This window comes from Microbacterium sp. TWP3-1-2b2 (genome assembly GCF_049896145.1).
Taxonomy (GTDB): Bacteria; Actinomycetota; Actinomycetes; order Actinomycetales; family Microbacteriaceae; genus Microbacterium.
Map to the genome: position 1 here is coordinate 31406 of NZ_JAFCTS010000001.1, position 24997 is coordinate 56402.

Sequence of the window (24997 nt, forward strand, 5' to 3'; positions counted from 1 at the left end):
CCGCGAAGGCTGCGCCATTACGCTGGCATGGTGGCACAGTGAGGTGCCGGTCCCTTCGCGCGAAACTCTGGAGGCCCGCATGCCCGAATCTCTGCCAGACCTCAGCCTCGCCGAAGGCATCCTGTTCGATCTGGACGGGGTGCTGACACCGACCGCCGAGGTGCACATGCGCGCCTGGCAGGCGGTGTTCGACGAGGTGTTCGCCCAGTGGGGCATCACCCCCGCCTACAGCGACGCCGACTATTACGCGTACGTCGACGGCAAGCGACGCTATGACGGCGTCGCGAGCCTGCTGCACAGCCGCAACGTCGAGGTCCCATGGGGCGACCCCGGCGACGCTGCGGACGCGCAGACGGTCTGCGGCATCGGCAATCGCAAGAACGACGCTTTCGCCGCTGCTCTCCGCAGTGGCGGAGTCGAGCCTTTCCCCGGTTCGCTCGCCCTGCTCGAGGCGCTCAGAGCAGCGGGTTCGCCGATGGGAGTCGTATCGAGTTCCTCCAACGCCGAAGAGGTGCTGTCGACCGCCGGCATCCGAGAGTTCTTCACCGTCGTCGTCGACGGCAACGTCGCTGCGCGTGAGGGGCTCACCTCCAAGCCCGCGGCAGACATGTTCCGTGCCGGTGCCGAGCGACTCGGCGTCGCGCCCGCATCGAGTGTGGCTGTCGAGGATGCCGTGTCCGGCGTCGCATCGGCCGTCGCATCGGGCTTCGCCGCGGTCGTCGGCGTCGATCGCGGGGCGGGCGCAGACGCTCTGCGCGCGGCCGGTGCGACATGTATCGTCGATGACCTCGCCCTTCTGCTTCCCGGTGCATCTGGCACCCACAACCCGGAGACCGAATGATCGATCGCGACCGTTTTCCCGTCGACCCGTGGCGTCTGACCGAGACGCGCTATGCCGAGGACGGCGTCTCCGAGACGCTGTTCGCCGTCGGCAACGGCTACCTCGGTCTGCGCGGCAACCACATCGAAGGTCGTGGCGCACATGAGCACGGCACATTCCTGAACGGTCTGCACGAGACCTGGCGCATCCGTCACGCCGAGCAGGCATACGGCTTCGCCGAGGTCGGTCAGACGATCGTCAACGCTCCGGACGCCAAGATCATGCGCGTGTACGTCGACGATGAGCCGATCTCCTTCGAGGAGTCGGAGGTCAGGGACTACTCGCGCTCGCTCGACATGCGCACCGGCATCGTGGAGCGCAGCTTCATCTGGGAGACGCCGTCGGGAAAGCGCATCCGCATGCGCGACGAGCGCCTGGTCAGCTTCGAGGAACGCCACCTCGCGATCCTTCGCCTGGAGATCACGGTCGAGAACTCGGATGCGCCCGTGACGATCAGCTGCCAGCTGCTGAATCGTCAGGACGGTGGCAGCGTCTACGGCGGGACGCCGCCTGGCGCCAAGAAGGCGGGGTTCGACCCGCGCAAGACGGAGAAGATCACCGAGCGGGTGCTGCAGCCCGTGGAGTACTGGCAGGACGGACTTCGTTCCGCGCTGTCGTATCAGACCACGGAATCCGGAATGACCGTCGCCGTCGTCGCGGACCATGTCATCGAGACGGACAACGACTACAGTGCACGCATGCTCGTGGAGCAGGACGTCGCCAAGAACGTCTTCCGCGTGCAGGCCAAGGGCGGTGTCCCGATCCGCATCACGAAGCTGGTCAGCTACCACACGTCGCGCGGCGTGCCGGCGCGCGAACTCGTCGATCGCTGCCGACGTTCGCTCGACAGGGCGCGCATCGAGGGCGTCGACGAGCAGTTCCATCGCCAGAAGGAGTGGCTCGACGCGTTCTGGGAGCGGTCCGATGTCGTGATCGAGGGACACGATGATCTGCAGCAGGCCAGCAGATGGTGCCTGTTCCAGCTCGCCCAGGCGTCGGCGCGCGCCGACGGATCCGGTGTGCCGGCGAAAGGGCTCACCGGATCGGGGTACAGCGGCCACTACTTCTGGGACACCGAGATCTACGTGCTCCCTTTCCTCACGTACACGACTCCGCAGTGGGCGCGCAACGCCCTGCGCGCGCGTGTGCTCATGCTGCCGGCCGCACGCCGCAGAGCCGCCCAGCTGAACGAGGCGGGAGCTCTGTTCCCCTGGCGCACGATCAACGGTGAAGAGGCGTCCGCGTACTACGCCGCCGGCACAGCCCAGTACCACATCAACGCCGACGTCAGCTTCGCGCTGGGCAAGTACGTGCGAGCCACCGGCGACGTGGACTTCCTGTGCCGCGAGGGCGTGGACATCGCGGTGGACACCGCACGGCTGTGGGCGACCCTCGGGTTCTGGCGTGGCATGAACGGCGACGCGACCTTCCACATCCACGGCGTCACCGGACCGGACGAGTACACGACGGTCGTGAACGACAACCTCTTCACCAACGTCATGGCGCGCTACAACCTGCGCTACGCCGCACGCGTGGTGCGGGAGATCGCAGCCAATGCTCCGCGTGCGTACGACGCGCTCGTCGAGCGCACGGGGTTGGACGCCGGCGAGCCGGACGCATGGGATCGCGCCGCTGAGGCGATGTTCATCCCGTTCAGTGAGAGCCTCGGCATCCACCCGCAGGATGCGATGTTCCTCGAACGCGAGGTGTGGGATCTCGATCACACACCGGACGACCAGCGCCCGTTGCTGCTGCACTTCCATCCGCTCGTGATCTACCGGTTCCAGGTGCTGAAGCAGGCCGATGTCGTGCTGGCGCTCTTCCTGCAGGGCAACCACTTCACGCCGGAGGAGAAGCTCGCGGACTTCCAGTACTACGACCCGCTCACGACGGGCGATTCGACCCTGTCGGCGGTCGTCCAGTCGATCCTCGCCGCGGAAGTCGGATATCAGGATCTCGCCAGGGAGTACTTCGAGCATTCTTTGTTCGTCGATCTGGGCGATCTGCACCAGAATGCCTCGGACGGCGTGCACGTGGCGTCGGCCGGCGGTGTCTGGACCGCGCTGGTGTGCGGTTTCGGCGGCATGCGCGATCACGCCGGCGAGCTCAGCTTCGACCCACGGCTGCCCGTCGACTGGCCTTCCTTGTCCTACTCGTTGCAGTGGCAGGGCACGGCGCTGAAGGTGAAGGTCACCCGTGACCAGCTTCGGGTCACCGTGCAGAGCGGTGAACCGGTGACGTTCACCGTGCGCGGCGTCGAGTACACGGTGTCGGAGTCTGACGACGTCCTCGTCGCGCTGGCGGACCAGGGGCCGGTGCTGGAGGGGCGCCCGACGCTCGGTCAGTTCGAGGACGCACGAAGGGATGACGGGACCCGCATCTCGGCATCCGTGCCGGTGGTGACCAGCGCGATCCCGGTGATCAGCGTGTTCGAGGATTGAACAGCGACCGCAGTGTCGGCGGCACGCCGTAGGCTGGACGGGTGACCACAGCCCTGTACCGCCGTTACCGGCCCGAGAACTTCGGCGAGATGATCGGGCAGTCCCAGGTGACCGAACCGCTGATGACGGCATTGCGCAGCGATCGGGTCGGCCACGCGTATCTGTTCTCAGGGCCGCGTGGCTGCGGCAAGACCACCTCGGCACGCATCCTGGCGCGCTGTCTGAACTGCGCAGAGGGCCCGACAGACACCCCGTGCGGCACCTGTCCCAGCTGTGTGGAGCTGTCGCGCGCCGGTGGTGGGTCCCTCGATGTCGTCGAGATCGACGCGGCCAGCCACAACGGCGTCGACGATGCGCGTGATCTGCGTGAGAGGGCGACGTTCGCCCCGAGCCGTGATCGGTTCAAGATCTTCATCCTCGACGAGGCGCACATGGTCACGCCCCAGGGCTTCAACGCGCTGCTGAAGCTCGTGGAAGAGCCTCCGGCGCATGTGAAATTCATCTTCGCGACGACCGAGCCCGACAAGGTGCTCGGCACGATCCGATCCCGCACGCATCATTACCCGTTCCGGCTCGTGCCGCCGGCGGCGATGCTCGAGTACGTCGAGAAGCTGTGCGCTGAAGAGGGCGTGCAGGTCGCTCAGGGCGTGCTGCCGCTGGTGGTTCGCGCCGGCGGCGGTTCGCCTCGAGACACGTTGTCGCTGCTCGACCAGCTCATCGCCGGCTCCGACGGCGACTCGGTCGCCTATGAACGGGCGGTGTCGCTGCTCGGCTACACCCACGGTGCGCTGCTGGATGAGATCGTCGACGCGCTCGCCGCGGGAGACGCCGCAGCCGCATTCCCGGCGATCGATCGGGTCGTCCAGACGGGGCAGGATCCGCGACGCTTCGTCGACGATCTGCTCGAGCGCCTGCGCGATCTCATCGTGATCGCCGCAGTGGGTGCAGGTGCAGGCGCTGTGCTGCGAGGTCTGGCCGAAGACGAGCTCGCGCGCATGCGCACGCAGGCCACTGCCTTCGGCGCCGCGCGCCTCTCGCGCACCGCCGACGTCGTGAGCGCCGCTCTGGACGACATGACAGGGGCCACATCGCCCCGACTGCACCTCGAGCTCATGATCGCGCGAGTGCTGAGCGCAGCAGGTGAAGGCGCTTCTGCGCCCGCTGCGGCGCCTGCCGCAGTCGCCCCGGCCGCATCACCGGGTGCGGCCGCTGCCGCGCCCGCACCCGCTCAGCCGGTCGTGTCACCCCGACCGGTCGCTGAGCCCGTCGACGCGCCCGCGCCCGCGCCCGCACCCGCCCAGACAGTGGCATCGGTTTCCCCGGTCGACTCGGTTCCGCCGGTTTCCCCGGCCGACTCGGTACCGCCGGTCGCGTCGGTTCCGCCGGTGGTTGAGCCCGTCGACGCGTCCGTGCCCGTCGAGCCGGTGGCATCCGCGCGGCCGGTCGACGAGCCTGTGGAGGCCTCAGAACCCGCACGATCCGGGCCGGTGGACTTCGACCGTGTCCGCTCGTCATGGCCGGCCATCCTCAAGCGCCTCGAAGGCGTCAGCCGCGCGGCATGGCTCACGGTCACGACCGTGCAGCCGCTCGACTACGTCACCGAATCCGAGGTGCTGACGCTCGGTTTCGCGAGTCCGCAGGATGTCAAGTCGTTCAAGGGCTCCACGCCCGGCCCCGGCCCCTCCGACCATCTGCGCACCGCGATCGAGCAGGAGCTCGGTGTGCGCGTGAAGTATCTCCCGAAGCCGCTGCCTCCGACGGCGCTCTCCGAGTCGGCCGCACCCGCACAGACACGCACGGCGCCGCCGTCGGCTGGTCGAGGGCCATCATCTAGCCAGAGTTCTCCGCAGGAGTCCGCCGCGCCCGCTTCGGTGACGGAATGGGCGGTCGCATCGATCCCCAGCTCCGAGCAGCAACCTGTCGCTCTGCAGCCGCAGTTCCCGGTCGATGATGAGCCGGCCGAAGTCGAGGCCGCAGCATCGGCGCCCGAGCCGCCGCAGGACGGCGCGGTCGATCATGATCTACCGCCTCTGCCGGACGACGCGGATGCTCCGGACGACGCGGATGCTCCGGACATCGAGCCGCCGTACGAGCCGCCGATGCCACCGCAGCAGGCACCTCCTGCTGCGCCGCAACGTTCCGCGCCCGTCACCACCGAACGCGCCCCAGGTGGCGGCGTGCAGCGCTATGGCGAAGCGGTCATCCGCCAGGTGCTCGGCGCGACGTTCGTGCGTGAAGAGCCCTATGAAGCACCGACGAGGTTCGCCTGATGTACGACGGCATCGTTCAAGAGCTCATCGACGAGTTCGGTCGGCTGCCGGGCATCGGCCCGAAGTCGGCGCAGCGCATCACGTTCCACATCCTTCAGACGCCCACGTTCGACGTCGCCCGTCTCGCGGAACTGCTCACCGACGTCCGCGAGCGGGTGCGATTCTGCGAGATCTGCGGAAACGTCTCGGAGCAGGATCGCTGCGCGATCTGCCGCGATCCGCGTCGCAATGCGGCGCTGATCTGTGTCGTGGAAGATGCCAAGGACGTCTCCGCCATCGAGCGGACTCGCGAGTTCCGCGGCCTGTATCACGTGCTCGGCGGAGCGATCAGCCCCATCGCCGGCGTCGGACCCGATGACCTGCGCATCACCCAGTTGATGTCGCGTCTCGCCGACGGCACCGTGCAGGAGGTCATCCTCGCGACGAACCCGAACCTCGAGGGTGAGGCGACGGCCAGCTACCTCAGCAGACTGCTGACCACGATGCAGATCACGGTGTCGCGTCTCGCGTCGGGTCTCCCGGTGGGCGGCGACCTCGAGTACGCGGACGAGGTCACCCTCGGTCGCGCCTTCGAAGGTCGACGGACGTTGTGATCCTCCTCTCGGCGCCCGGAAGCACCGCGGCAGTGGGCGGATGAACGCCCACGGGCGCTTCACGCGAAGAGGCTGGGTCCTGTTCGCGATCATGGCCTTCGTCTGGGGCATCACGTACCTCTTCATCAAAGAGGCGGTTCACTCGTTCACCCCGCCCGCCGTCGTCGCAGGGCGCACGCTGCTCGGCGGGCTGATCCTGCTGCCCTTCGCCATCCGCAGCGGCGCGCTGAAGGCGGCGTGGAAGCACTGGCCGTGGGTCCTCGCATTCGGCCTGGTCGAGATGGCAGGACCATTCCTGCTGCTCAGCCACGCCGAGACGCAACTGCCATCGGGACTCACCGGGCTGCTCGTCGCGACCGTGCCACTGTTCGCAGTCATCATCGCCTTGCTGCGGGGCGACCGCACCGTCCTCGCTCCGATGCGCCTCGGCGGGCTTCTCCTCGGCTTCGTCGGCGTCGGGATCGTCGTCGCCGGTCCCGGACTGTTCCCTCAGGGTCAGGCGAGCGTCTTCGCGATCGGCGAGATCCTGCTCACGGCGCTGTTGTACGCCATCGCGCCGTTCATCATCGCCCACAAGCTCTCAGACGTACCCTCGATCGGCACCATCACGCTCGCTCTGTTCGCGATCGGCCTCGGCTACCTGCCGGCTGCGCTGCTCACGCAGCATGAGGTGCCGACGATCCGCTCGACCGTCTCGCTGGTTCTGCTCGGTGTCATCTGCACCGCGCTCGCGTTCGTCGCGTTCTTCGCGCTCATCCGTGAAGTCGGACCGGTGCGCGCGCCCCTGTTCACCTACATCAACCCCGTCGTCGCGATCGTGCTCGGAGCGATCGTGCTCGCCGAGCCGATCACACCGGGGCTGCTGATCGGGTTCCCTGTGATCCTGGCTGGTTGCTGGTTCGCCGCGACCGGTGGATGTCTTCGTGCGCGCCCCACCGATGCCGACCCCGCAATCGTGTCCGCGGTGCCACCCGCATCGGCCGTCGCGGACGTCACCGCCATCACGGACCCGTCCGTGACGGATCCGTCTGTCACGGATCCGTCTGTCACGGAGGAGGCCGTCACGAACCCTGACGGGCCGGTTCCGCGGCGATCGGCCCCAGACGGATCGCCGTCCGCAGGCTGAGCAGCAACAACACGAGACCCGCGCCGACGAGCATGTGGCCGAGGCCCGCGATCCCTGCGATCATCTTGGAGGATTCCAGGTCCTGCACCTGCAGCATCCCGTGCCAGACCAGCATCGCGGCGGTCAGCGCGACCCCGGCGTTGTAGGTCCAGAAGAACCAGCGGAACAATCGGCTCGCCGACAGCGAGAACACCTTCTCCAGGGCGAGCACGATCAGCAGGACGATGAGGCCGAGCGTGAGGATGTGCGTGTGTGCGAGGCCCAATTGGCCCATCAGGCCCTCCGGGTAGCCGTTGGCCTTGGTGAACTCGCGGTAGAAGAGACCGGCGGCGAGACCGACGAACGTGTAGACGGCGACGGCTCGCAGGAGCAGAAGCTGGGCGGCGCGCTGCGCGCGTGATGTGATGCGGGACTCAGTGTCAACAGTCATGTCTTCAGCCTGATCGTCGCGCCCGCGAACGGGATCCATCGAATGATCGATCTTGCCGCCCGGCATCCCGCGTACGAAAGAGAGAGAATCAGATCATGTCCGCATCAGCAGTCGCAGACCCCGTTCGGGGGCGGATGCTGCGCTCAGCGCGCTTCGCGCTGCACCTGATCACGGTACTGCTGGCTGTCGTGACCGCATTGCGTGCAGCCGCAGTCGATGCGCCGCTGCTGCTCGCGGTGCTGCTCCCAGGACTGTTCCTGGCCTGGTACGGAGCCGGTGCCGCGTTCGCCCGCGGACGCTTCGCGCGATGGTGGCTGTTCGGTCTCGGTCTCATCTGGATCGCCATGCTCGCGGTGTCCGCCGAGTTCGTGTGGCTGTCCTTCCCTCTGCTTCTGCTCGCCGGGCACCTGCTGCGCGCATGGGTGTCGGTGGTCTTCGCGGTGCCGGTGCTCGCCGCCGCGATCCTCGCGCCGATCCTGCATCAGTCGCCCATCTCGTTCGCGCACATCGCCGGCCCGCTGCTGGGCGGCGGTTTCGCGCTGGCGATCTCGCTCGGATACGACGCCCTGCTGCGCGACGCCGTCGAACGGGACCGACTCATCGCATCACTCGTGCGCGCCCGCGACGAGATGGCTGCGCTGCAGGAGGAACTCGCACGCACTCAGCGCGAGGCCGGCGCAGCTCAGGAGCGCACTCGGCTCGCACGCGACCTGCACGACACGATCGCTCAGGAGCTGAGCTCGATGGTGCTGCTCGCCCGCAGCGGGAACGCCGAGCGGATGCCGCAGATCGAATCCCTCGCGCAGCACTCGCTCACCGACCTGCGCCGCATCGTCGCAGCGCTCGCGCCGGCCGAGCTCGAAGGTTCGGCGCTCGCGGCGGCGATCGAACGGATGCTGGACGCTCTTCACGTCGACACCGGCATCGAGGTCGAACTCGAGGTGGACCCCGCGCTGCCCGCACTGCCCACACCCGTCGAGGTGGTGTTCCTGCGCGTCGCGCAATCCGCGCTCGCGAACGTGCGCCAGCATTCCGAGGCCGGCAGGGTCGATGTGCGGCTCACCATGGCAGGAGGCATTGCAAGGCTGACCGTCTCGGATGACGGCATCGGCTTCTCAGAACCGGCGGCCGCAGCGGGCGGTTCGTCGTACGGCCTTGCGGCGATGCGCTCCCGACTGCGAGAGTTCGCCGGCGAACTCGAAGTGCGTTCCACGCCAGGAGACGGCGTGGTGCTGGTCGCCTCGGTACCGGTCTCTTCGGTGCCGGCCTCTTCGGTGCCGGTCTCGCCGGCGCCGGTCTCGGCGTCGGGGGAGGAGCCGGAATGAGCATCCGGGTGCTGCTGATCGATGATCATCCCGTCGTCCGCGCGGGGCTCCGCTCGATCGTCGACGCACGTGGGTTCGCCGTGGTCGGGGAGGCATCGACGGGTGAGGAGGCGCTCGCCATGACACCCGTGCTGCGGCCGGACGTCGTGCTGTGCGACCTGCGTCTGGGAGACGGCATCGACGGTGTCGAGACCACCGCGGCACTCAGACGGATGCCGGATGCCCCTGCGGTACTGATCCTCACCACCTTCGATCATGACGCGCAGATCATCCGCGCGCTCGAGGCCGGGGCCGCCGGATACCTCCTCAAGGACGTCGACAACGACACCATCGCGCGTGCGATCATCGACGCGGCATCGGGAGCGATGGTGCTCACTCCCGGTGGAGATGAACGGCTGATCGCCGCGCTGCGCGCTCCGCGCGTGACGCTCACCGAACGAGAGCGCGACGTGCTGATGCTGGTGGACGAAGGAGCGGCGAACAAGGAGATCGCCGCTCGACTGTTCATCTCCGAATCCACGGTCAAGACCCACATCGTGCACCTGCTGGAGAAGCTCGGCGTCGCCAGCCGCACAGCTGCGGCCAGCGAGGCTCGCCGACTCGGACTGCTCTGAGCGTCAAGGATCCGTCACATACGCGGATCGGAATACGCGACGAAAGTACAATGGCCCGTGGGCGGATCTGCCCGAGATCCCTGGGAGTGTACGTTGGCCCTCATTGTGCAGAAGTACGGCGGCTCATCCGTCGCCGACGCCGAGAGCATCAAACGCGTCGCCAAGCGCATCGTCGACGCGCGACGTGCGGGCCATGATGTCGTCGTCGCGGTGAGTGCCATGGGCGACACGACGGACGAGCTGCTCGAGCTGGCGAACGAGGTCGCACCCATTCCTGCGCCGCGTGAGATGGACATGCTGTTGAGCAGCGGGGAACGCATCTCGATGGCCCTGCTGGCGATGGCGATCCATTCGATGGGGTTCGATGCCCGTTCGTTCACCGGCAGCCAGGCGGGCATGATCACGGACGACCACCACGGTTCGGCGCGGATCGTCGATGTGACGCCGGTGCGGCTGCGCGAAGCGCTGGACGAGGGCGCGATCGTGATCGTCGCCGGCTTCCAGGGGTTCAACCGCGACACACGTGACATCACCACGCTCGGTCGCGGAGGTTCGGACACCACGGCGGTCGCGCTCGCCGCGGCGCTCGACGCCGATGTCTGCGAGATCTACAGCGACGTCGACGGCATCTACACGGCAGACCCACGCGTCATTCCGCGTGCGCAGAAGCTCGATCACGTCTCCAGCGAAGAGATGCTCGAGTTGGCAGCGAACGGCGCGAAGGTGCTGTACATCCGAGCTGTCGAGTTCGCGCGCCGACATGGCGTGCTCATCCACGCTCGTTCGACGTTCTCGTCGAGCGAAGGCACGTACGTTCTGGTCGAGGGCATGAAGAACCCTCGCGAAGCCGAGGGAGCAGCAATGGAAGAGCCGATCGTCGCAGGTGTCGCCACCGAGTTGGGGCAGGCCAAGGTCACGGTCGTCGGCGTGCCCGACGTCCCGGGCAAGGCGGCCGAGATCTTCAAGATCGTCGCGAAGTCCGGCGCCAACGTCGACATGATCGTGCAGAACGTGTCGGCGGCCGCCACCGGTCGCGCCGACATCTCATTCACCCTGCCGAAGGGCGACGCCTCCCCGGCGCTGAAGGCGCTCGCGGCCGAGCAGTCCGACGTCGGCTTCGACAGCCTGATCCACGACGACCAGATCGGCAAGCTCTCGGTCGTCGGCGCGGGCATGCGGGTGCACTCCGGTGTCTCGGCGACGCTGTTCGAAGCGCTCTCCACCGCCGGCATCAACATCGAGATGATCTCGACCTCCGAGATCCGCATCTCGGTGGTGCTGCGCGGCTCCGATCTCGCGGATGCCGCCCGCATCGTGCACACCGCCTACGGCCTCGACGGTGAGGACGACGCCGTCGTGCACGCCGGTACCGGACGCTGAGCGGGTAGACTCGCGAGAACCCTGACATCGGCGCCAGGCGCGGCATCCGCATCCAGACGCCGTGCCTCGTGCCTCGTTCGCAGTACTGCACGACGCCAAGGAACCTCATGACTCACATCTCCGACTCAGGACACTCCGTCGCCATCGTCGGCGCCACCGGCCAGGTGGGCACCGTGATGCGCGAGATTCTCGCCGAACGCGCGTTCCCGATCCGTGAGCTGCGTCTGTTCTCGTCCGCGCGCTCTGCCGGTAAGACGATCGAGTTCGCCGGCGTGGACGTCGTCGTCGAGGATGTCGAGACCGCCGACCCCGCTGGCGTCGAGATCGCACTGTTCTCCGCCGGTGCGACGGCCAGCCGTGCGTACGCCGAGCGGTTCGCCGCCGCGGGTGCTGTCGTGATCGACAATTCCAGCGCCTGGCGGAACGACCCAGAGGTGCCTCTCGTGGTGAGCGAGGTCAATCCGCACGCCATCGACGAGCGTCCGAGAGGCATCATCGCGAACCCGAACTGCACGACGATGGCGATCATGCCCGTGCTCAAGCCGCTGGCGGAGGATGCCGGCCTGGAACGACTCATCGTCAGCACCTACCAGGCGGTTTCGGGCTCCGGTCTCGCAGGTGCGCAGGAGCTGCTCGACCAGGTCGAGGCTGCAGTCGGCCAGGGTGACGTGCTGCGTCTCGTGCACGACGGCTCGGCCATCGATTTCCCTGAGCCGGAGAAGTACGTCGCGCCCATCGCGTTCGATGTCATCCCACTGGCCGGGTCCGTCGTCGACGACGGCTTCAACGAGACCGACGAGGAGAAGAAGCTCCGCAACGAGAGCCGCAAGATCCTCGAGCTGCCCGATCTTCGCGTCGCTGGGACCTGCGTACGCGTTCCGGTGTTCACCGGCCACTCGCTCTCGATCCACGCGGAGTTCACGCGCGACATCACCCCGCAGCGTGCAGCCGAGGTGCTCGCCGCAGCGCCGGGCGTCGTGCTCGAAGAGGTCCCGACGCCGTTGAAGGCCGCGGGCAACGACCCGAGCTACGTCGGCCGCATCCGTGCCGATCAGTCCGCCCCGGAGAACAAGGGCCTCGTGCTCTTCGTCAGCAACGACAATCTCCGCAAGGGTGCGGCACTCAACGCCGTGCAGATCGCCGAGCTCGTCGCCGCGCGTCTGGCCGTCGCCGCTTAGTCTGCGCAGAACCGCTGCCGTGGTTCGCGTCTTCCGGCGCGCGAACTAGACTGGTTCGGTGACTGAATCCGTCGACGTCGTCCTCATCGGTGGTGGCATCATGAGCGCCACACTGGGCACCCTTCTGCACGAGCTGCAGCCAGACTGGAAGATCGTCGCCTTCGAGCGACTGTCTGATGTGGCCCAGGAGAGCTCCAACCCGTGGAACAACGCCGGCACCGGCCATGCGGCGCTCTGCGAGTTGAACTACATGCCGCAGAACAACGGCGGTCCACTGGATCCCGCCAAGGCCGTCTCGATCAACGAGCAGTTCCAGCAGAGCCGTCAGTTCTGGTCATCACTGGTGTCCAAGGGCGTGCTCGACGAGCCCTCGACCTTCATCAATGCGACCCCGCACATGACATTCGTGCGCGGCGAGAAGGATGTCGCGTATCTCAAGGCGCGCTACGAGGTGCTCAAGGAGCAGCCGCTGTTCGAGGGCATCGAGTACAGCGAGGACTCCCGGGTCATCAACCAGTGGGCGCCGCTGCTCATGCAGAAGCGCCGCAAGGGCGAGCCGTTCGCGGCGACCAGGGTGCCGGCCGGCACCGACGTCGACTTCGGTGCCCTGACGCATCAGCTCTTCGACCACCTCTCAGGCAATGGCGTCGAGCTGCGCACGAACCACGAGGTGCGAAATCTCAAGAAGCAGAAGGACGGCAGCTGGCAGGTCTCGTACCGCCACGCTCTGGGACACACGCCGGGCGAGCTCAACGCGAAGTTCGTCTTCGTCGGCGCAGGCGGATGGGCGTTGAAGATGCTTCAGCGCTCCGGCATTCCCGAGATCAAGGGCTACGGCGTCTTCCCGATCGGCGGGCAGTTCCTCAAGACCACGAACCCCGCCGTCGTCTCGCAGCACAAGGCGAAGGTCTACTCCCAGGCATCCGTCGGCGCACCGCCGATGTCCGTGCCGCACCTGGACACCCGTGTCGTCGACGGAGAGGCCTCGCTGCTCTTCGGCCCGTTCGCCACGTTCAGCCCGAAGTTCCTCAAGAACGGCTCGATGTTCGACATCGTCAGCCAGGTGCGCACGCACAACCTGTGGCCGATGCTGCGCGTGGCGTTCGCGAACCCCGATCTGATCACGTACCTGGTCGGCGAGCTGCTGAAGAACCATCGCAAGAAGGTCGATGGGCTGCGTGTGTTCATGCCGACAGCGAAGGACGAGGACTGGTCCCTCATCGATGCCGGCCAGCGCGCGCAGGTGATGAAGAAGGATGCCGAGAAGGGTGGCGTGCTGCAGTTCGGCACCGAGGTCGTCTCGGCCGCCGACGGATCGATCGCCGGTCTGCTCGGCGCATCGCCTGGGGCATCGACCGCCGTGCCGATCATGCTCAACCTGCTGAAGAAGTGCTTCCCGGAGCAGTACACCGGATGGGAGCCCGCGCTGCGCGAACTCATCCCGACGTACGGTCAGAAGCTCAACGAGAACGAGGCCGCAGCAGACGAGTCCATGACGGCGACGGCAGCCGCACTCGGCATCTCGAGGTAGCAGCGCACCGTGTCGAAGCTGTACTTCCGCTACGGCGCGATGAACTCCGGCAAGTCGACGGCTCTGCTTCAGGCCGCGTACAACTACGAGGAGCGTGGGCAGCACGTGCTGCTCGCGAAGCCGACCATCGACACCAAGGGCGCCAGCCAGGTGGAGAGCCGTCTCGGCATGACCCGCGAGGTCGACTTCCTGATCCCGCCGGACGGTGATGCACGCGCGCTGTTCCAACGCGAGCGTGAACGGATGCAGCAGCACAACGACGAGAGCCTGATTCCAGGCGAACCCGTTGAAGTCGCGTGCCTGCTCATCGACGAGGCGCAGTTCCTCACGGCGGAGCAGATCGACGACCTGTTCCGGATCGCGGTGGTCGACGGCATCCCCGTGATGGCGTACGGGATCCGCAACGACTTCCTGACCCATGCCTTTCCGGGTTCTGCGCGCCTTCTCGCGATCGCGCATTCGTTGGAGGAGCTCAAGACGATCTGCCGCTGCGGACGCAAGGCCGTCTTCAACGGTCGCGTGATACACGGCCGTTTCGTGTTCGACGGCGACCAGGTCGCGATCGACGAGGGAGCGGCGAGCGGAGCGCCGGCCGATGTCGTCACCTACGAGTCGCTGTGCGGCGACTGCTACCTGCAGGAGTCCGGCGGACGCCTGGGCTGAGCCGCCCGACTCCACGACTTCTCCCGCATAACTCCGGAGATTTCTGCGTGTGCGGCGTCGAGCCGTGCCTCTGTTGCATCAGAACGCTCGATTCTCCGGAGTCATGCGGTGAACGGGCCGTCACGCGGACGTCCATCAGCACCCGTTTGCGTGGTCTGACCACACGGAGTACATTGTGGTCTGACCACAGTTCGTGACGAAGGATGCATGATGGCGGATGCTGCGCAGACCACACGCGCCTGGCGCGTCGTGCTCGAGCACATCGAGCGTGATCTGCTCGACGGACGTCTGGGTCCAGGCGACCGGCTGCCGTCGGAACGCGATCTGGCCGCCGACCTCGGCGTCGGCCGCTCGAGCGTCCGCGAGGCGCTGCGCGTGCTCGAGGTCATGGGGCTGATCCGTACGGCGACCGGCTCAGGGCCGCAGTCGGGCGCGATCGTCATCGCCACGCCCTCCGGTGGCCTGGCTGCCCTGCTGCGGTTGCAGGTGGCCGCACAGGGCTTCGCGCTGGGTGATGTCGTGCGCACCCGTCTCGTGCTCGAAGACTCCGTCGTGACCGATCTCGCCTCCGGCACGCGCGACACGAGCGCCGCGCACCGGCTGCTCGACGCGATGGACGCGGACGGCCTCACCACCGCCGAATTCCTCGCCCTCGACGCGCAGCTGCACCTCGCTTTGGCCGAAGCCGGCGGCAACACCGTGATCGCCGCGATGATGGCCGGCCTGCGCACTTCCATCGAGTCCTACGTGCTCGCCGGGTCGGCGGCGATCGACGACTGGGATGCCATGGCGACCCGCTTGCGGAGCGAGCACCGTGCCCTGATCGCCGCGATCGACGAGGGCGCCGCGGATGCCGCACGAGACCTCGTTCACGATCACATCACCGGCTACTACACCGCAGCCGGTCTGACCTTCGCGCATCGCCCTCATTGAAAGGAAGACCATGGTCACCCGCCAGGTTCCCAAGCCCTCAGAGCTCCTTGAGCTCATGAAGTTCAAGAAGCCAGAGCTCGACGGACGCAAGCGTCGCCTCGACGCCGCCCTCACGATCGACGATCTGCGCACGATCGCGAAGCGCCGGACGCCGAAGGCGGCATTCGACTACACCGACGGAGCGGCAGAGGGTGAGTTGTCGCTCACGCGCGCACGTCAGGCCTTCCAGGACGTCGAGTTCCACCCCGGAATCCTCAGACCGGCGCCCGACGTGGACACCTCCGTCGACATCCTCGGCGGCCCCAGTGCCCTGCCGTTCGGTATCGCCCCGACCGGCTTCACGCGTCTCATGCAGACCGAGGGCGAAGAAGCGGGTGCGGGTGCGGCAGCGGCCGCCGGCATCCCGTTCACGCTCTCGACGCTCGGCACGACCTCGATCGAGGGCGTGAAGGCCGCGAACCCGAACGGTCGGAACTGGTTCCAGCTGTACGTCATGCGGGATAGGGAGATCTCCTACGAGCTCACGCGTCGTGCCGCCGCCGCAGGTTTCGACACTCTGCACTTCACTGTCGACACCCCTGTCGCCGGCGCCCGTCTCCGGGACAAGCGCAACGGGTTCTCGATCCCGCCGCAGCTCACCCTCGGCACCATCGTCAACGCGATTCCCCGCCCCTGGTGGTGGTGGGACTTCCTCACCACCCCGAAGCTCGAGTTCGCTTCGCTCAGCACGACCGGCGGCACAGTCGGCGAGCTGCTGGATGCCGCGATGGACCCGACGATCAGCTACGACGACCTCGCGGTGATCCGCGACATCTGGCCGGGCAAGCTCGTCATCAAGGGCGTGCAGAACGTCGAGGACTCGGTGAGACTGCGCGATGCCGGCGTCGACGGCATCGTGCTGTCGAACCACGGCGGCCGTCAGCTCGACAGGGCGCCCATCCCGTTCCATCTGCTGCCGAAGGTGCGCAAGGAGGTCGGCGACGATTTCACCGTCATGGTCGACACCGGCATCATGAACGGTGCCGACATCGTCGCGGCTGTCGCCCTCGGCGCGGACCTCACACTCATCGGGCGCGCCTATCTGTACGGACTGATGGCCGGCGGGCGGCAGGGCGTCGACCGCACGATCGCGATCCTGCGCACCGAGATCGAGCGCACCATGAGACTGCTCGGCGTCGCATCACTCGCCGAGCTCGAGCCCGCGCATGTCACGCAGCTCACCCGTCTCGTGCCTGTGGGAGGAGCTGCGACGCAGGCGGCGGTCTCAGCCCGCTGAGCGCCGTTCCCGTTGCCGTGCGGCACGGGGAGGAAGGGGCACGAGCATCGAGGTCGTGCGCCGGTACTCGGCGTACTCGGGGTATCGGGACGCCGAGATCGATTCGGTGAAGATCGTCGAGCCGATGAAGAGCGCGGTCAGAAGCAACGGCCCGATGATCGTCCAGTTCAGCGCTCCTCCGAGGAAGTCCGCACCGGATGCCACCGCCGCTGCCGCGCCGATCGCATAGAACACCCACCACTGGGCCTGCTCGAAGAAGAAGTTCGGATGCCGGCTGTAGCGGAACAGCCCGTCGGTGAGGAATCCGGATGCCTGGCCTGCAGCCTTGCGACGGTGGAAGTTCCACTGCTGCTGGTCGGCGATCGTCTCGCCGACCAGCAGCCCGAGGAAGAGCGCGGTGAAGGCGGCATCCCAGGCAGTGAACGGGGCCGGATGCTGCAGCGCGACATACGCCGGGAGCGTGATGAGAACCAGCAGCGTCATCTGGAATCCGATGATGAACAGCAGATTGAACGCCTGGAACTGCCATGGTCGCATCCGACCGCGCAGGATCGCCCACCGGTAGTCTTCGGTGCCGGTGTATCCGCCCTTGCGAGCGAAGTTGAAGGTGAGCCTGGCGCCCCAGGCCGTGCCGAGAAGCGCCATCACGACGAGACGTGTCGCGTCCACGTCGGAGGTGAGTGCGGCCACCGCGAAGATCCACACGTAGACGACCGGCACGATCGACCAGGCGCGGTCCACCCAGGAGGTGTCACGGGTGAACAGCGACAGCAGCCAGCACACCGCGCTGGCAGCTGTCGCGACGAGGACGGTGAGCGTCAGCGGATCCATGCCGCAATGCTACGGCCCTCGTGCGGAAGCCCGGTCACAGCGTCGGGATGAGTTCGTCCAACTCGGCTGCGGTGTCTTCCCATCCCGACACCGCGATCGAACGAACGCCGAGGGCCTTGACGGGGTAGTCGTTGCCACCCTCGTCGAGCCTGTCGCCGTAGAAGAGCATGTCGCTGAGGGGGATGCCGGTGTGCTCGGCGAGAGCCTTCATGCCATGGGCTTTGTCGATGCCGGCGAGGGTGATGTCGATCGAGGTCGACCCGCCGGATCGGACCTCGAGTGCGGGAAGGCGTGCGGCGACCGCGTCGCGCAGCCGCGCCCGCTTGGCGCCGGAAGGATCCCAGGCCCGCTTCGCGTCGTGCGGCGCCTGCTGACCGAGGGCCGAGAATGTGATCTGCGAACCGCGATCTTCAAGGATCTCGCCCCAGGGGTCCTGCTCCCACAGGCCGAGTCTGTCCGCTTCCTCTCGGAGCGCCAGCAGAGCGGCGGATTTCTCGTCCTCGGACAGGTCGTGCGCATAGACGGTGTCGAATCCTTCGCCATCATGACGCAGATAGCGCGTACCGCACGTCGGCAGCAGGTGAAGGCGGGCGAGATCGGCGGGGTCGGCATCGCCGAGCTGAGCGATCACCTGGACGCGGAACTGCTGTTCATTGCCGCCGGAGATGATCGCGACGTCGACAAGGCGCAGCAGCTCGAGCAGTTGTGCGGCGATCTTCGGGTCGATCGCGCTCTTGGACGGCGCGAGGGTGTCGTCGAGGTCGAAGGCGACGAGGCGGGGCGTGGTCATGGTGTCTCCAGCCTATTCGAGCGATGCGGGGCGGCCCGCCTGCTCCGGAAGTGAAGAAGGCCGCCCCGGAGGGCGGCCTTCTTGCAACAGTGGTCGGGGTGACAGGATTTGAACCTGCGGCCTCTTCGTCCCGAACGAAGCGCGCTACCAAGCTGCGCCACACCCCGTTGCAACCGTTTGAGTCTACAGGGAAACGCCCGTTGAGCCGAATCGATGCTCTCCCGCGTCACGCGGGCGTGTTCCGTGCCGTGAGCGTCAGCAGCGTCGCCTCAGGGCGACACGCGAAGCGCACTGGAGCGTAGATGGAGTGTCCGCAGCCGGCGCTGACATTCAACGGGATGCTGCGACCGCCATGGCTCCAGGTGCTGAGCCCCTTCGCCTGCTTCAGTGGGATGTCGCAGTTCGCCACGAGCGTGCCGAAACCGGGGAGGCAGACCTGACCGCCGTGGGTGTGACCACCGAAGATGGCCTGAGCCCCGAGGTCCGTGAACGAGTTGAGCACGCGCTGGTAGGGCGCGTGAGTGACGGCCAGCAGGGGAATGCCGGCATCTCGAGCACCCAGGGACGCGATGGCCGCGGGCAGAGCGTCGAGCTCATCCCAGGCCCGGTGCGCGTCGTCGACGCCGAACAGGTCGATGTCGGCGCCGGCCACTCTCACGCGCGCTGCGGTGTTGTTCAGGGCTGTCCAACCGAGTTCATCGGTGAAGTACGCGTCGAGCGCGTCCGTGTCGAGGTGCTCCGGCTCCTGATGGCGTTTCGATGGGCCGGAGAAATAGCGCAGAGGATTGCGCGGAGAGGGGCCGTAGACATCGTTGGAGCCGTGCGCGAAGACGCCGGGGATGCCGGCGAACGCGTCGAAGGATCGTCGGATGCCCTGCAGCCCGTCACGGTGCCCGAGATTGTCGCCCGTGTTGACGATGAGGTCGGGTTCCAGCTCGGCGAGCGACGACAGCCAGTCCTGTTTGCGCCGCTGCCATGGTGCCATGTGCGCGTCTGAGACGTGCAGCACACGGATCGGCCGGCTACCGGGCGGGAGCGCCTCAGCGGATGCCTGGCGCACTGTGAACAGGTAACGCTCAATGCCTATGCCCCACACCGCACAGGCCGCGCCGACAGCCCCCACCGCGCTGAGTGCGATGAGGGCCGGGTGCGTCCGTGATCCAGTCACTACGTGCAGGTGATGGTGATCTTGGCGGACTTCTTCGTCGCCGAGTTGGCCGCAGGGCTCGTGCCGGAGACTTCAGCATCGGGCGCGGAACACGATTTGTGCTGACTCACCTTGCTGAAGCCGGCTGCATTCAGAGCGGCCTCCGCCTCGTCGGGCGAAGACCCGGAGACATCTGGCACGGTCGCGCCGTCGCCGTTGCTGGGCGAGATCGTGACAGTGGTACCGCCGGCCACCTTCCCGGCAGCAGGATCCTGCGCGGCGACGAGATCCTTGGCGAGATCGCTGTCGACCGCTGGGCCGACAGTGACCGAGAACCCGGCGTTCTGCAAGGTGGAGGTGGCCTCGTCGATGCTCATTCCCACCACGCTCGGCAGGTCGGTGAGCACCCTTCGGGTGAGGTTCGAGTCCGCGGCGGGGAACTGCTCCCCGCCGCCGAGCGCCTGATTCGCAGCAGACTGCATGTCGCGGGCGATGCCGTATCGCAGGTTCTGGAGAGCGGTGCCGTTGAAGTACCGGTTCCAGATCGAGGTCGTGGAGTCAGGTCGTCCGACCCACACTGCGGTGGTGGCCTTGGTGCTCGACTCGATCATCATGGTCGACCACAGCTGGTGGGATCCGGTCTTGCCGATGAGCGGCGTACCGTCCCACGGGTTCGCCTGCGACCCCGTGCCGCCGTTCGCCATCACGCCCTGCAGCGCGTAGGCGGCAGTGGCGGCGATCTCCGGCTCGATGACCTGCGAGCACGAGGAATCAGGGATGGGAAGTTCCGCACCGGACTGGTCGACGATCTTGTCGATCGCTCGCGGCGTGCAGTAGATGCCCTTGTTGGCGACCGTCGCGTATGCTCCTGCCATCGCCAGCGGCGCGATGTTCTTCGAGCCGAGCACGTCGTACGGAACGTTCTGATAGGTCGTCTTCACCTGTTTCTGCGCGTCGACGTCATACGTGGTGACACCCATGCGATCGGCCACGCCGTTGATGTCGCAGAGGTCGAGCTTGGCGGCCATCGAGAAGAATCCGGAGTTCAGTGAATCGCGCGTGAACTTCATGGGTGTGCCGTAGTACCCGCCGCTGTTGCCGAAGTTTCCGACGTCCTTGGTGTCCAGCGTGGACGTGCTGTTGTCGCAGCTCGCGTTGAACTCGAGCGTCTGATTGCGCCCGTTGATGACCTCGTTGACCGAATGGCCCTTCTCCAGCCAGTCGATCAGTGTGAAGAGCTTGTAGGTCGAGCCGACGTGCACGCCGATCGATCCGCCGTGCGACTTGTCGGAGGCGTAGACCAGCCCGGTGTAGGCCGGATCGTCCGTCTCGGTCTCGCGGAAGTTCGTGTTCTGCGTCATCGCAAGGATGCGGCCGGTGGACGGCTCGACCGTGACACCGGCCGCGCCGAGCCTGTCTTCGTCGTACGTTGCCGGTACCCGATCGCGAAGCGCGATGATCGCGGGCTCCTGGATGCGCATGTCGAGTGAGGTGTAGATGTCCAGGCCCTTGCGCTGCAGCGACTGCTGCCGCTCCTGGGGAGTGTCACCGAAGGCGGGGTCGCTGAGCACGACGGTCTTGACGTACTGGCAGAAGTAGGCGTTGTTCCCTGCGGCCGCGCAGCCCTGCGTCGGGTACTTGATGGCCGGCGTGATGGGCGATTCGAGCGCCTCGTTGTACTGCGCCTCGGTGATCTTGCCGTCGTCGTACATCCGCTGGATCACGTAGTCGCGACGGTCCTTCGTCAAGGCCCAGCCGTCTGCCTCGCTGTTCACCGGATTGCCGTCGGTATCGGTCGCCGAGCCCGCCACCTTGTCGATGCGGTACCGGTTCGGGTTCTGCACGATACCGGCGAGCGTCGCGGCCTGCGCGACGGTGAGGTTCGCCGAGGTGGTGCTGAAGTAGTACTTCGACGCGGCCTCGATGCCGTAGACGGTGCCACCGAAGCTGGCGATGTTCAGGTAGCCGAGCAGGATCTCGTTCTTCGAGTAGTCCTTCTCGATCTGGATGGCGTAGCGCATCTCCTGCAGCTTGCGCTCGATACCGTCGGTTCCCACCGCGTTCGTGGCATCCAGCCAGCACTGCGCGGTCTTGTCCGCGTAGTTCTCGTCACCGGGGAGCACCTTCTGCTCGCACTGCTGCACGAGAACGTTCTTCACGTACTGCTGGCTGATCGTGGAGGCACCGCGCGATGAAGTGCCCTGCACGTTGTCGATCAGTGCCTTCGCGGTCGCGCCGAGGTTCACCCCGCCGTGCTCGTAGAAGCCCTTGTCCTCGCTCGAGAGGATGGCGTCGTACATGACGGGTGAGATCTGGTCGAACTCGACCTGGGTCCGGTTCTGGTCGAAGAACGTCGCCATCGCGAAAGTCTTGCCGTTCTTGTCCGTTCCGTAGAACGTGCTCGGCTCCATCGGAGCGTCGGGCTTCAAGTACGACGGCAGGTTCTCGAACAGGTCGAGAGCTTGGGATCCGGCGGCTCCGGCGACGGCGAGGGCGGGGGTGACCGTCGCGGTGACCAGGACCCCGGCGACAGCGCTGAGCCCGATCAGGCCGAGGAGGCCGCCGAGCACGCCTTTCGCCGTGCGATTCTTCTGAGGCATACGCTAGATCGTAGGGGAGTTCCCTGAATACCGCCTTTGACGCTCGGGCGTGCCGATCGTCTCTGACCGCAGGAGTGCCATGACCACGTGGGAGTACCTCACCACCCCGCTGCTGATCCACAACACCGCCGCGATCCTCAACAACTGGGGAAAGCAGGGTTGGGAGCTCGTGCAGGTCGTCCAAGGCCCGGAAGGTGGCCTCGTGGCCTACTTCAAGCGGCCTGTGTCGCAGGACGGATCGAACACGGCCGGCCTGGCAGCCGCAGAGCAGGCCGCACGTCAGTTCGAAGGCGGGGCCGCATGAGCGTCGCCGCCCGCCTCGCAGAGCTCGAGATCCAGCTGCCGGACGTCGCTGCTCCCGTCGCGGCATACGTTCCGGCCGTGGTGCACGCAGGGCTCGTCTACACGTCCGGACAGTTGCCGTTCGCGGCAGGCGCCCTCCCGGCGACCGGCAAGGTCGGCGCAGAGGTCACAGCGGAAGACGCCAAGACCTACGCCCGCACCTGCGCGTTGAACGCCCTCGCGGCTGCTGCCGCCGCCGCAGGCGGGCTCGAGAAGATCGGCGGCGTGCTGCGCGTGGGCGGCTTCGTGGCATCCGATCCGGCCTTCAGCGGCCAGCCGGGCGTGATCAACGGTGCCAGCGACGTGCTCGGCGAGATCTTCGGCGAAGCGGGCGTCCACGCCCGTGCCGCGGTCGGCGTCGCAGTGCTGCCGCTGGACAGCCCGGTCGAGGTCGAGGTGACCTTCACCCTCGCCTGAGGCAATGAGAAGGTCCCCGCATCCGATGGATGCGGGGACCTTCTCATTGGGTCGGCTACTTGACCTGCGCCGAGATGATGCTCATCACGGCCGTATCGGCGAGCGTCGTGGTGTCGCCGACCTCGCGGCCTTCTGCGACATCACGCAGCAGCCGTCGCATGATCTTGCCGGAGCGGGTCTTGGGCAGCTCGCCGACGATGTAGACGTCGCGAGGGCGCGCGATCGCGCCGATCTGCTCCCCGACCCATTGGCGCAGCTGCGTCGCGAGGCCGGCGGCATCGTGCTCGGAGAGGTAGCTCTCCTTGATGATCACGAATGCGACGACGGCCTGACCGGTGGTCTCATCCGATGCGCCGACCACTGCGGCCTCTGCCGTCGCCTCGTGCGCCACGAGCGACGACTCGATCTCGGCGGTGGACAGCCGGTGGCCGGAGACGTTCATCACGTCATCCACGCGTCCCAGCAGCCACAGGTCGCCGTCCTCATCGAGCCGCGCTCCGTCGCCGGCGAAGTAGTAGCCCTGCTTCTCGAACTTGTCCCAGTACGTCTCCTTGTAGCGCTCCGGGTCGCCCCAGATGCCGCGCAGCATGCTGGGCCAGGGCTCGGTGATCACGAGCAGACCGCCGTTGCCGTTGCCGACCTCTTCGCCCGTTTCATCGACCACGTCGATCGTGATGCCGGGCAGAGGCACCTGCGCGGAGCCGGGCTTCGTCGCGGTGACGCCGGGCAGCGGCGACACCATGATCGCTCCGGTCTCGGTCTGCCACCAGGTGTCCACGATCGGGGTGTCACCTCCGCCGATGACCTCGCGGTACCACATCCAGGCCTCGGGGTTGATGGGCTCGCCCACCGAGCCGAGCAGGCGGATGGAGGACAGATCGAACTTCCGAGGCACGCTGCGGCCGATCTTCATGAACGAGCGGATCGCGGTCGGCGCGGTGTAGAAGATCGTCACGCCGTACTTCTCGATGATCTCCCACCAGCGGCCGGGATGCGGGGAGTCCGGGGTGCCCTCGTAGAGCACCTGGGTGGCGCCGTTCGCGAGGGGCCCGTACGCGACGTAGGTGTGGCCGGTGATCCAGCCGACATCGGCCGTGCACCAGAACACGTCCGTCTCGGGCTTCAGATCGAACACGTTCCTGTGCGTGTAAGCCGCCTGGGTGAGGTAGCCGCCCGACGTGTGCAGGATGCCCTTCGGCTTTCCCGTGGTGCCGGATGTGTAAAGGATGAACAGCGGGTTCTCGGCGGGGAAGGCCTGCGCCTCATGATCGGGGGATGCCGCGGGGACGGCCTCATGCCACCAGACGTCGCGTCCCTCGACCCAGTCGACATCGTTCTCGCCGCGCTTGACGACGAGAACATGCTCGACGGTCTGCTGCACGCCGTCGCCTCGGTCGCTGAGGGCCTGGTCGACGGCGGGTTTGAGCGCCGAGACTCGGCCCTTGCGATAACCGCCGTCCGCGGTGATGACGGCCTTCGCGCCGGCATCGTCGATGCGTGAACGCAGGCTGTCGGCGCTGAAGCCCCCGAAGACGACGGAGTGGACGGCGCCGAGTCGCGCGACGGCGAGCATCGCTGCGACGGCCTCGGGAATCATCGGCAGGTAGATGGCGACGCGATCTCCGGGGCCGACTCCGAAGCCGGACAGCACGTTCGCGACGCGCTTGACCTCTTCGGTGAGCTCGGCGTACGTGATGCGGCGCGAGTCGCCCGGTTCGCCCTCCCAGAGGATCGCGACGCGTTCGCCGTTGCCGGCTTCGACGTGGCGGTCGAGGCAGTTGTAGGCGACGTTGAGCTCGCCGTCGTCGAACCACTTGGCGAACGGGGGAGTGGACCAGTCGAGAACGCGGGTGAAGGGTTTGTGCCAGTGCACCAGGTCGCGGGCCTGCTCGCCCCAGAACGACTCACGGTCGGCGCCGGCACGCTGATATATGTCCGGCTGAGCGACGGCGGCTGCGGCGAACTCCTCAGAGGGCGGGAATCTGCGGGTCTCGTCGAGGAGATGATCGATCTGGCTGCTCACGGCATGCGCTCCTTTGCGGCGGGACGAGATCGTGCAGAGCGCACGACCATGACACGGTGAATCTAGTCTGCGCCTGTTTTCGTCAATACCGCCGAAAGTCGGTAGCGAGACCGGTTTTGTGAGGACGGCTGCCGTGCGTACACTCGACGACAGCCGCAATTTGATTCGGCCTCGGCGTGCCCGTCCCGTCCGGACCGGTGCGCCTCT

The 24997-nt window shown here is 66.9% G+C and carries 21 protein-coding genes and 1 tRNA gene; 15 read left to right on the plus strand and 7 right to left on the minus strand.

Going from position 1 to position 24997, the window contains the following annotated elements; genetic code table 11:
• Window positions 1-79: 79 nt before the first annotated feature.
• Genes ACP7AR_RS00145 through ACP7AR_RS00165 form a run of 5 tightly spaced genes read left to right on the plus strand, consistent with a single transcriptional unit; the run spans window position 80 to window position 7310 of the window.
• Window positions 80-841, plus strand: a complete 762-nt coding sequence (locus ACP7AR_RS00145) for an HAD family hydrolase (RefSeq protein WP_426181179.1) — start codon at window positions 80-82, stop codon at window positions 839-841.
• Entirely contained in the window at window positions 838-3321 is a 2484-nt protein-coding gene (locus ACP7AR_RS00150) for a glycoside hydrolase family 65 protein (protein WP_426181182.1), read from the plus strand. The genes ACP7AR_RS00145 and ACP7AR_RS00150 overlap by 4 nt, the downstream gene beginning before the upstream one ends.
• Window positions 3322-3362: 41 nt before the next feature.
• On the plus strand, window positions 3363-5591 hold the full coding sequence (locus ACP7AR_RS00155; protein WP_426181185.1) for a DNA polymerase III subunit gamma and tau: 2229 nt from the start codon (window positions 3363-3365) through the stop codon (window positions 5589-5591).
• Entirely contained in the window at window positions 5591-6184 is a 594-nt protein-coding gene (gene recR / locus ACP7AR_RS00160; RefSeq protein WP_426181188.1) for a recombination mediator RecR, read from the plus strand. The genes ACP7AR_RS00155 and recR overlap by 1 nt, the downstream gene beginning before the upstream one ends.
• Window positions 6185-6224: 40 nt before the next feature.
• Window positions 6225-7310: a DMT family transporter gene (locus ACP7AR_RS00165; RefSeq protein WP_426181191.1), complete on the plus strand. Its 1086-nt coding sequence runs from the start codon at window positions 6225-6227 to the stop codon at window positions 7308-7310.
• Here ACP7AR_RS00165 and ACP7AR_RS00170 read toward each other — a convergent pair.
• Entirely contained in the window at window positions 7246-7740 is a 495-nt protein-coding gene (locus ACP7AR_RS00170; RefSeq protein WP_426181194.1) for a DUF2871 family protein, read from the minus strand. The two genes, ACP7AR_RS00165 and ACP7AR_RS00170, sit on opposite strands and share 65 nt — an antisense overlap.
• A 95-nt stretch (window positions 7741-7835) precedes the next feature.
• Between ACP7AR_RS00170 and ACP7AR_RS00175 the strand changes: the two genes are divergently transcribed.
• The 8 genes from ACP7AR_RS00175 (at window position 7836) to ACP7AR_RS00210 (ending at window position 16640) form a co-directional block, all read left to right on the plus strand.
• On the plus strand, window positions 7836-9065 hold the full coding sequence (locus tag ACP7AR_RS00175) for a sensor histidine kinase (protein ID WP_426181196.1): 1230 nt from the start codon (window positions 7836-7838) through the stop codon (window positions 9063-9065).
• Window positions 9062-9679 carry a response regulator gene (locus ACP7AR_RS00180; protein WP_426181199.1) on the plus strand — a complete coding sequence of 206 codons (618 nt, stop codon included), beginning with the start codon at window positions 9062-9064 and terminating at the stop codon, window positions 9677-9679. The genes ACP7AR_RS00175 and ACP7AR_RS00180 overlap by 4 nt, the downstream gene beginning before the upstream one ends.
• A gap of 93 nt (window positions 9680-9772) precedes the next feature.
• A complete protein-coding gene (locus ACP7AR_RS00185) occupies window positions 9773-11059 on the plus strand; it encodes an aspartate kinase (RefSeq protein WP_426181201.1) in 1287 nt (428 codons plus the stop codon).
• 107 nt (window positions 11060-11166) lie between these two features.
• A complete protein-coding gene (locus tag ACP7AR_RS00190; protein WP_426181204.1) occupies window positions 11167-12237 on the plus strand; it encodes an aspartate-semialdehyde dehydrogenase in 1071 nt (356 codons plus the stop codon).
• Between the two features lie 58 nt (window positions 12238-12295).
• The gene (locus ACP7AR_RS00195) at window positions 12296-13768 is read left to right on the plus strand and encodes a malate:quinone oxidoreductase (protein ID WP_426181207.1); all 1473 of its coding nucleotides are present in this window, start codon (window positions 12296-12298) and stop codon (window positions 13766-13768) included.
• A gap of 9 nt (window positions 13769-13777) precedes the next feature.
• Entirely contained in the window at window positions 13778-14431 is a 654-nt protein-coding gene (locus ACP7AR_RS00200) for a thymidine kinase (protein WP_426181209.1), read from the plus strand.
• 210 nt (window positions 14432-14641) lie between these two features.
• A complete protein-coding gene (locus ACP7AR_RS00205) occupies window positions 14642-15364 on the plus strand; it encodes a FadR/GntR family transcriptional regulator (protein WP_426181212.1) in 723 nt (240 codons plus the stop codon).
• Window positions 15365-15374: 10 nt separating this feature from the next.
• A complete protein-coding gene (locus tag ACP7AR_RS00210) occupies window positions 15375-16640 on the plus strand; it encodes an alpha-hydroxy acid oxidase (RefSeq protein ID WP_426181215.1) in 1266 nt (421 codons plus the stop codon).
• Here the strand turns inward: ACP7AR_RS00210 and ACP7AR_RS00215 are convergent.
• From ACP7AR_RS00215 to ACP7AR_RS00235, 5 genes are all read right to left on the minus strand, one after another.
• Window positions 16629-17471 carry a DUF1295 domain-containing protein gene (locus ACP7AR_RS00215; protein WP_426181218.1) on the minus strand — a complete coding sequence of 281 codons (843 nt, stop codon included), beginning with the start codon at window positions 17469-17471 and terminating at the stop codon, window positions 16629-16631. The two genes, ACP7AR_RS00210 and ACP7AR_RS00215, sit on opposite strands and share 12 nt — an antisense overlap.
• A gap of 34 nt (window positions 17472-17505) precedes the next feature.
• A complete protein-coding gene (locus ACP7AR_RS00220; protein WP_426181221.1) occupies window positions 17506-18261 on the minus strand; it encodes an HAD-IIB family hydrolase in 756 nt (251 codons plus the stop codon).
• A gap of 90 nt (window positions 18262-18351) precedes the next feature.
• Window positions 18352-18428 (minus strand) — tRNA-Pro (locus ACP7AR_RS00225).
• A 59-nt stretch (window positions 18429-18487) separates the two neighbouring features.
• Complete coding sequence (locus ACP7AR_RS00230; RefSeq protein WP_426181224.1) at window positions 18488-19429, minus strand: metallophosphoesterase; 942 nt, start codon at window positions 19427-19429, stop codon at window positions 18488-18490.
• Window positions 19429-22008 carry a transglycosylase domain-containing protein gene (locus ACP7AR_RS00235; RefSeq protein WP_426181227.1) on the minus strand — a complete coding sequence of 860 codons (2580 nt, stop codon included), beginning with the start codon at window positions 22006-22008 and terminating at the stop codon, window positions 19429-19431. The genes ACP7AR_RS00230 and ACP7AR_RS00235 overlap by 1 nt, the downstream gene beginning before the upstream one ends.
• 79 nt (window positions 22009-22087) lie before the next feature.
• Here ACP7AR_RS00235 and ACP7AR_RS00240 point away from each other — a divergent pair, with 79 nt between their 5' ends.
• Entirely contained in the window at window positions 22088-22312 is a 225-nt protein-coding gene (locus ACP7AR_RS00240; protein WP_426181229.1) for a hypothetical protein, read from the plus strand.
• On the plus strand, window positions 22309-22767 hold the full coding sequence (locus ACP7AR_RS00245) for a RidA family protein (RefSeq protein WP_426181232.1): 459 nt from the start codon (window positions 22309-22311) through the stop codon (window positions 22765-22767). The genes ACP7AR_RS00240 and ACP7AR_RS00245 overlap by 4 nt, the downstream gene beginning before the upstream one ends.
• A gap of 55 nt (window positions 22768-22822) precedes the next feature.
• Here ACP7AR_RS00245 and acs read toward each other — a convergent pair whose 3' ends face one another.
• Window positions 22823-24790, minus strand: coding sequence for an acetate--CoA ligase (acs, locus tag ACP7AR_RS00250; protein WP_426181234.1), 1968 nt, complete (start codon window positions 24788-24790; stop codon window positions 22823-22825).
• Between the last annotated feature and the right edge of the window lie 207 nt (window positions 24791-24997).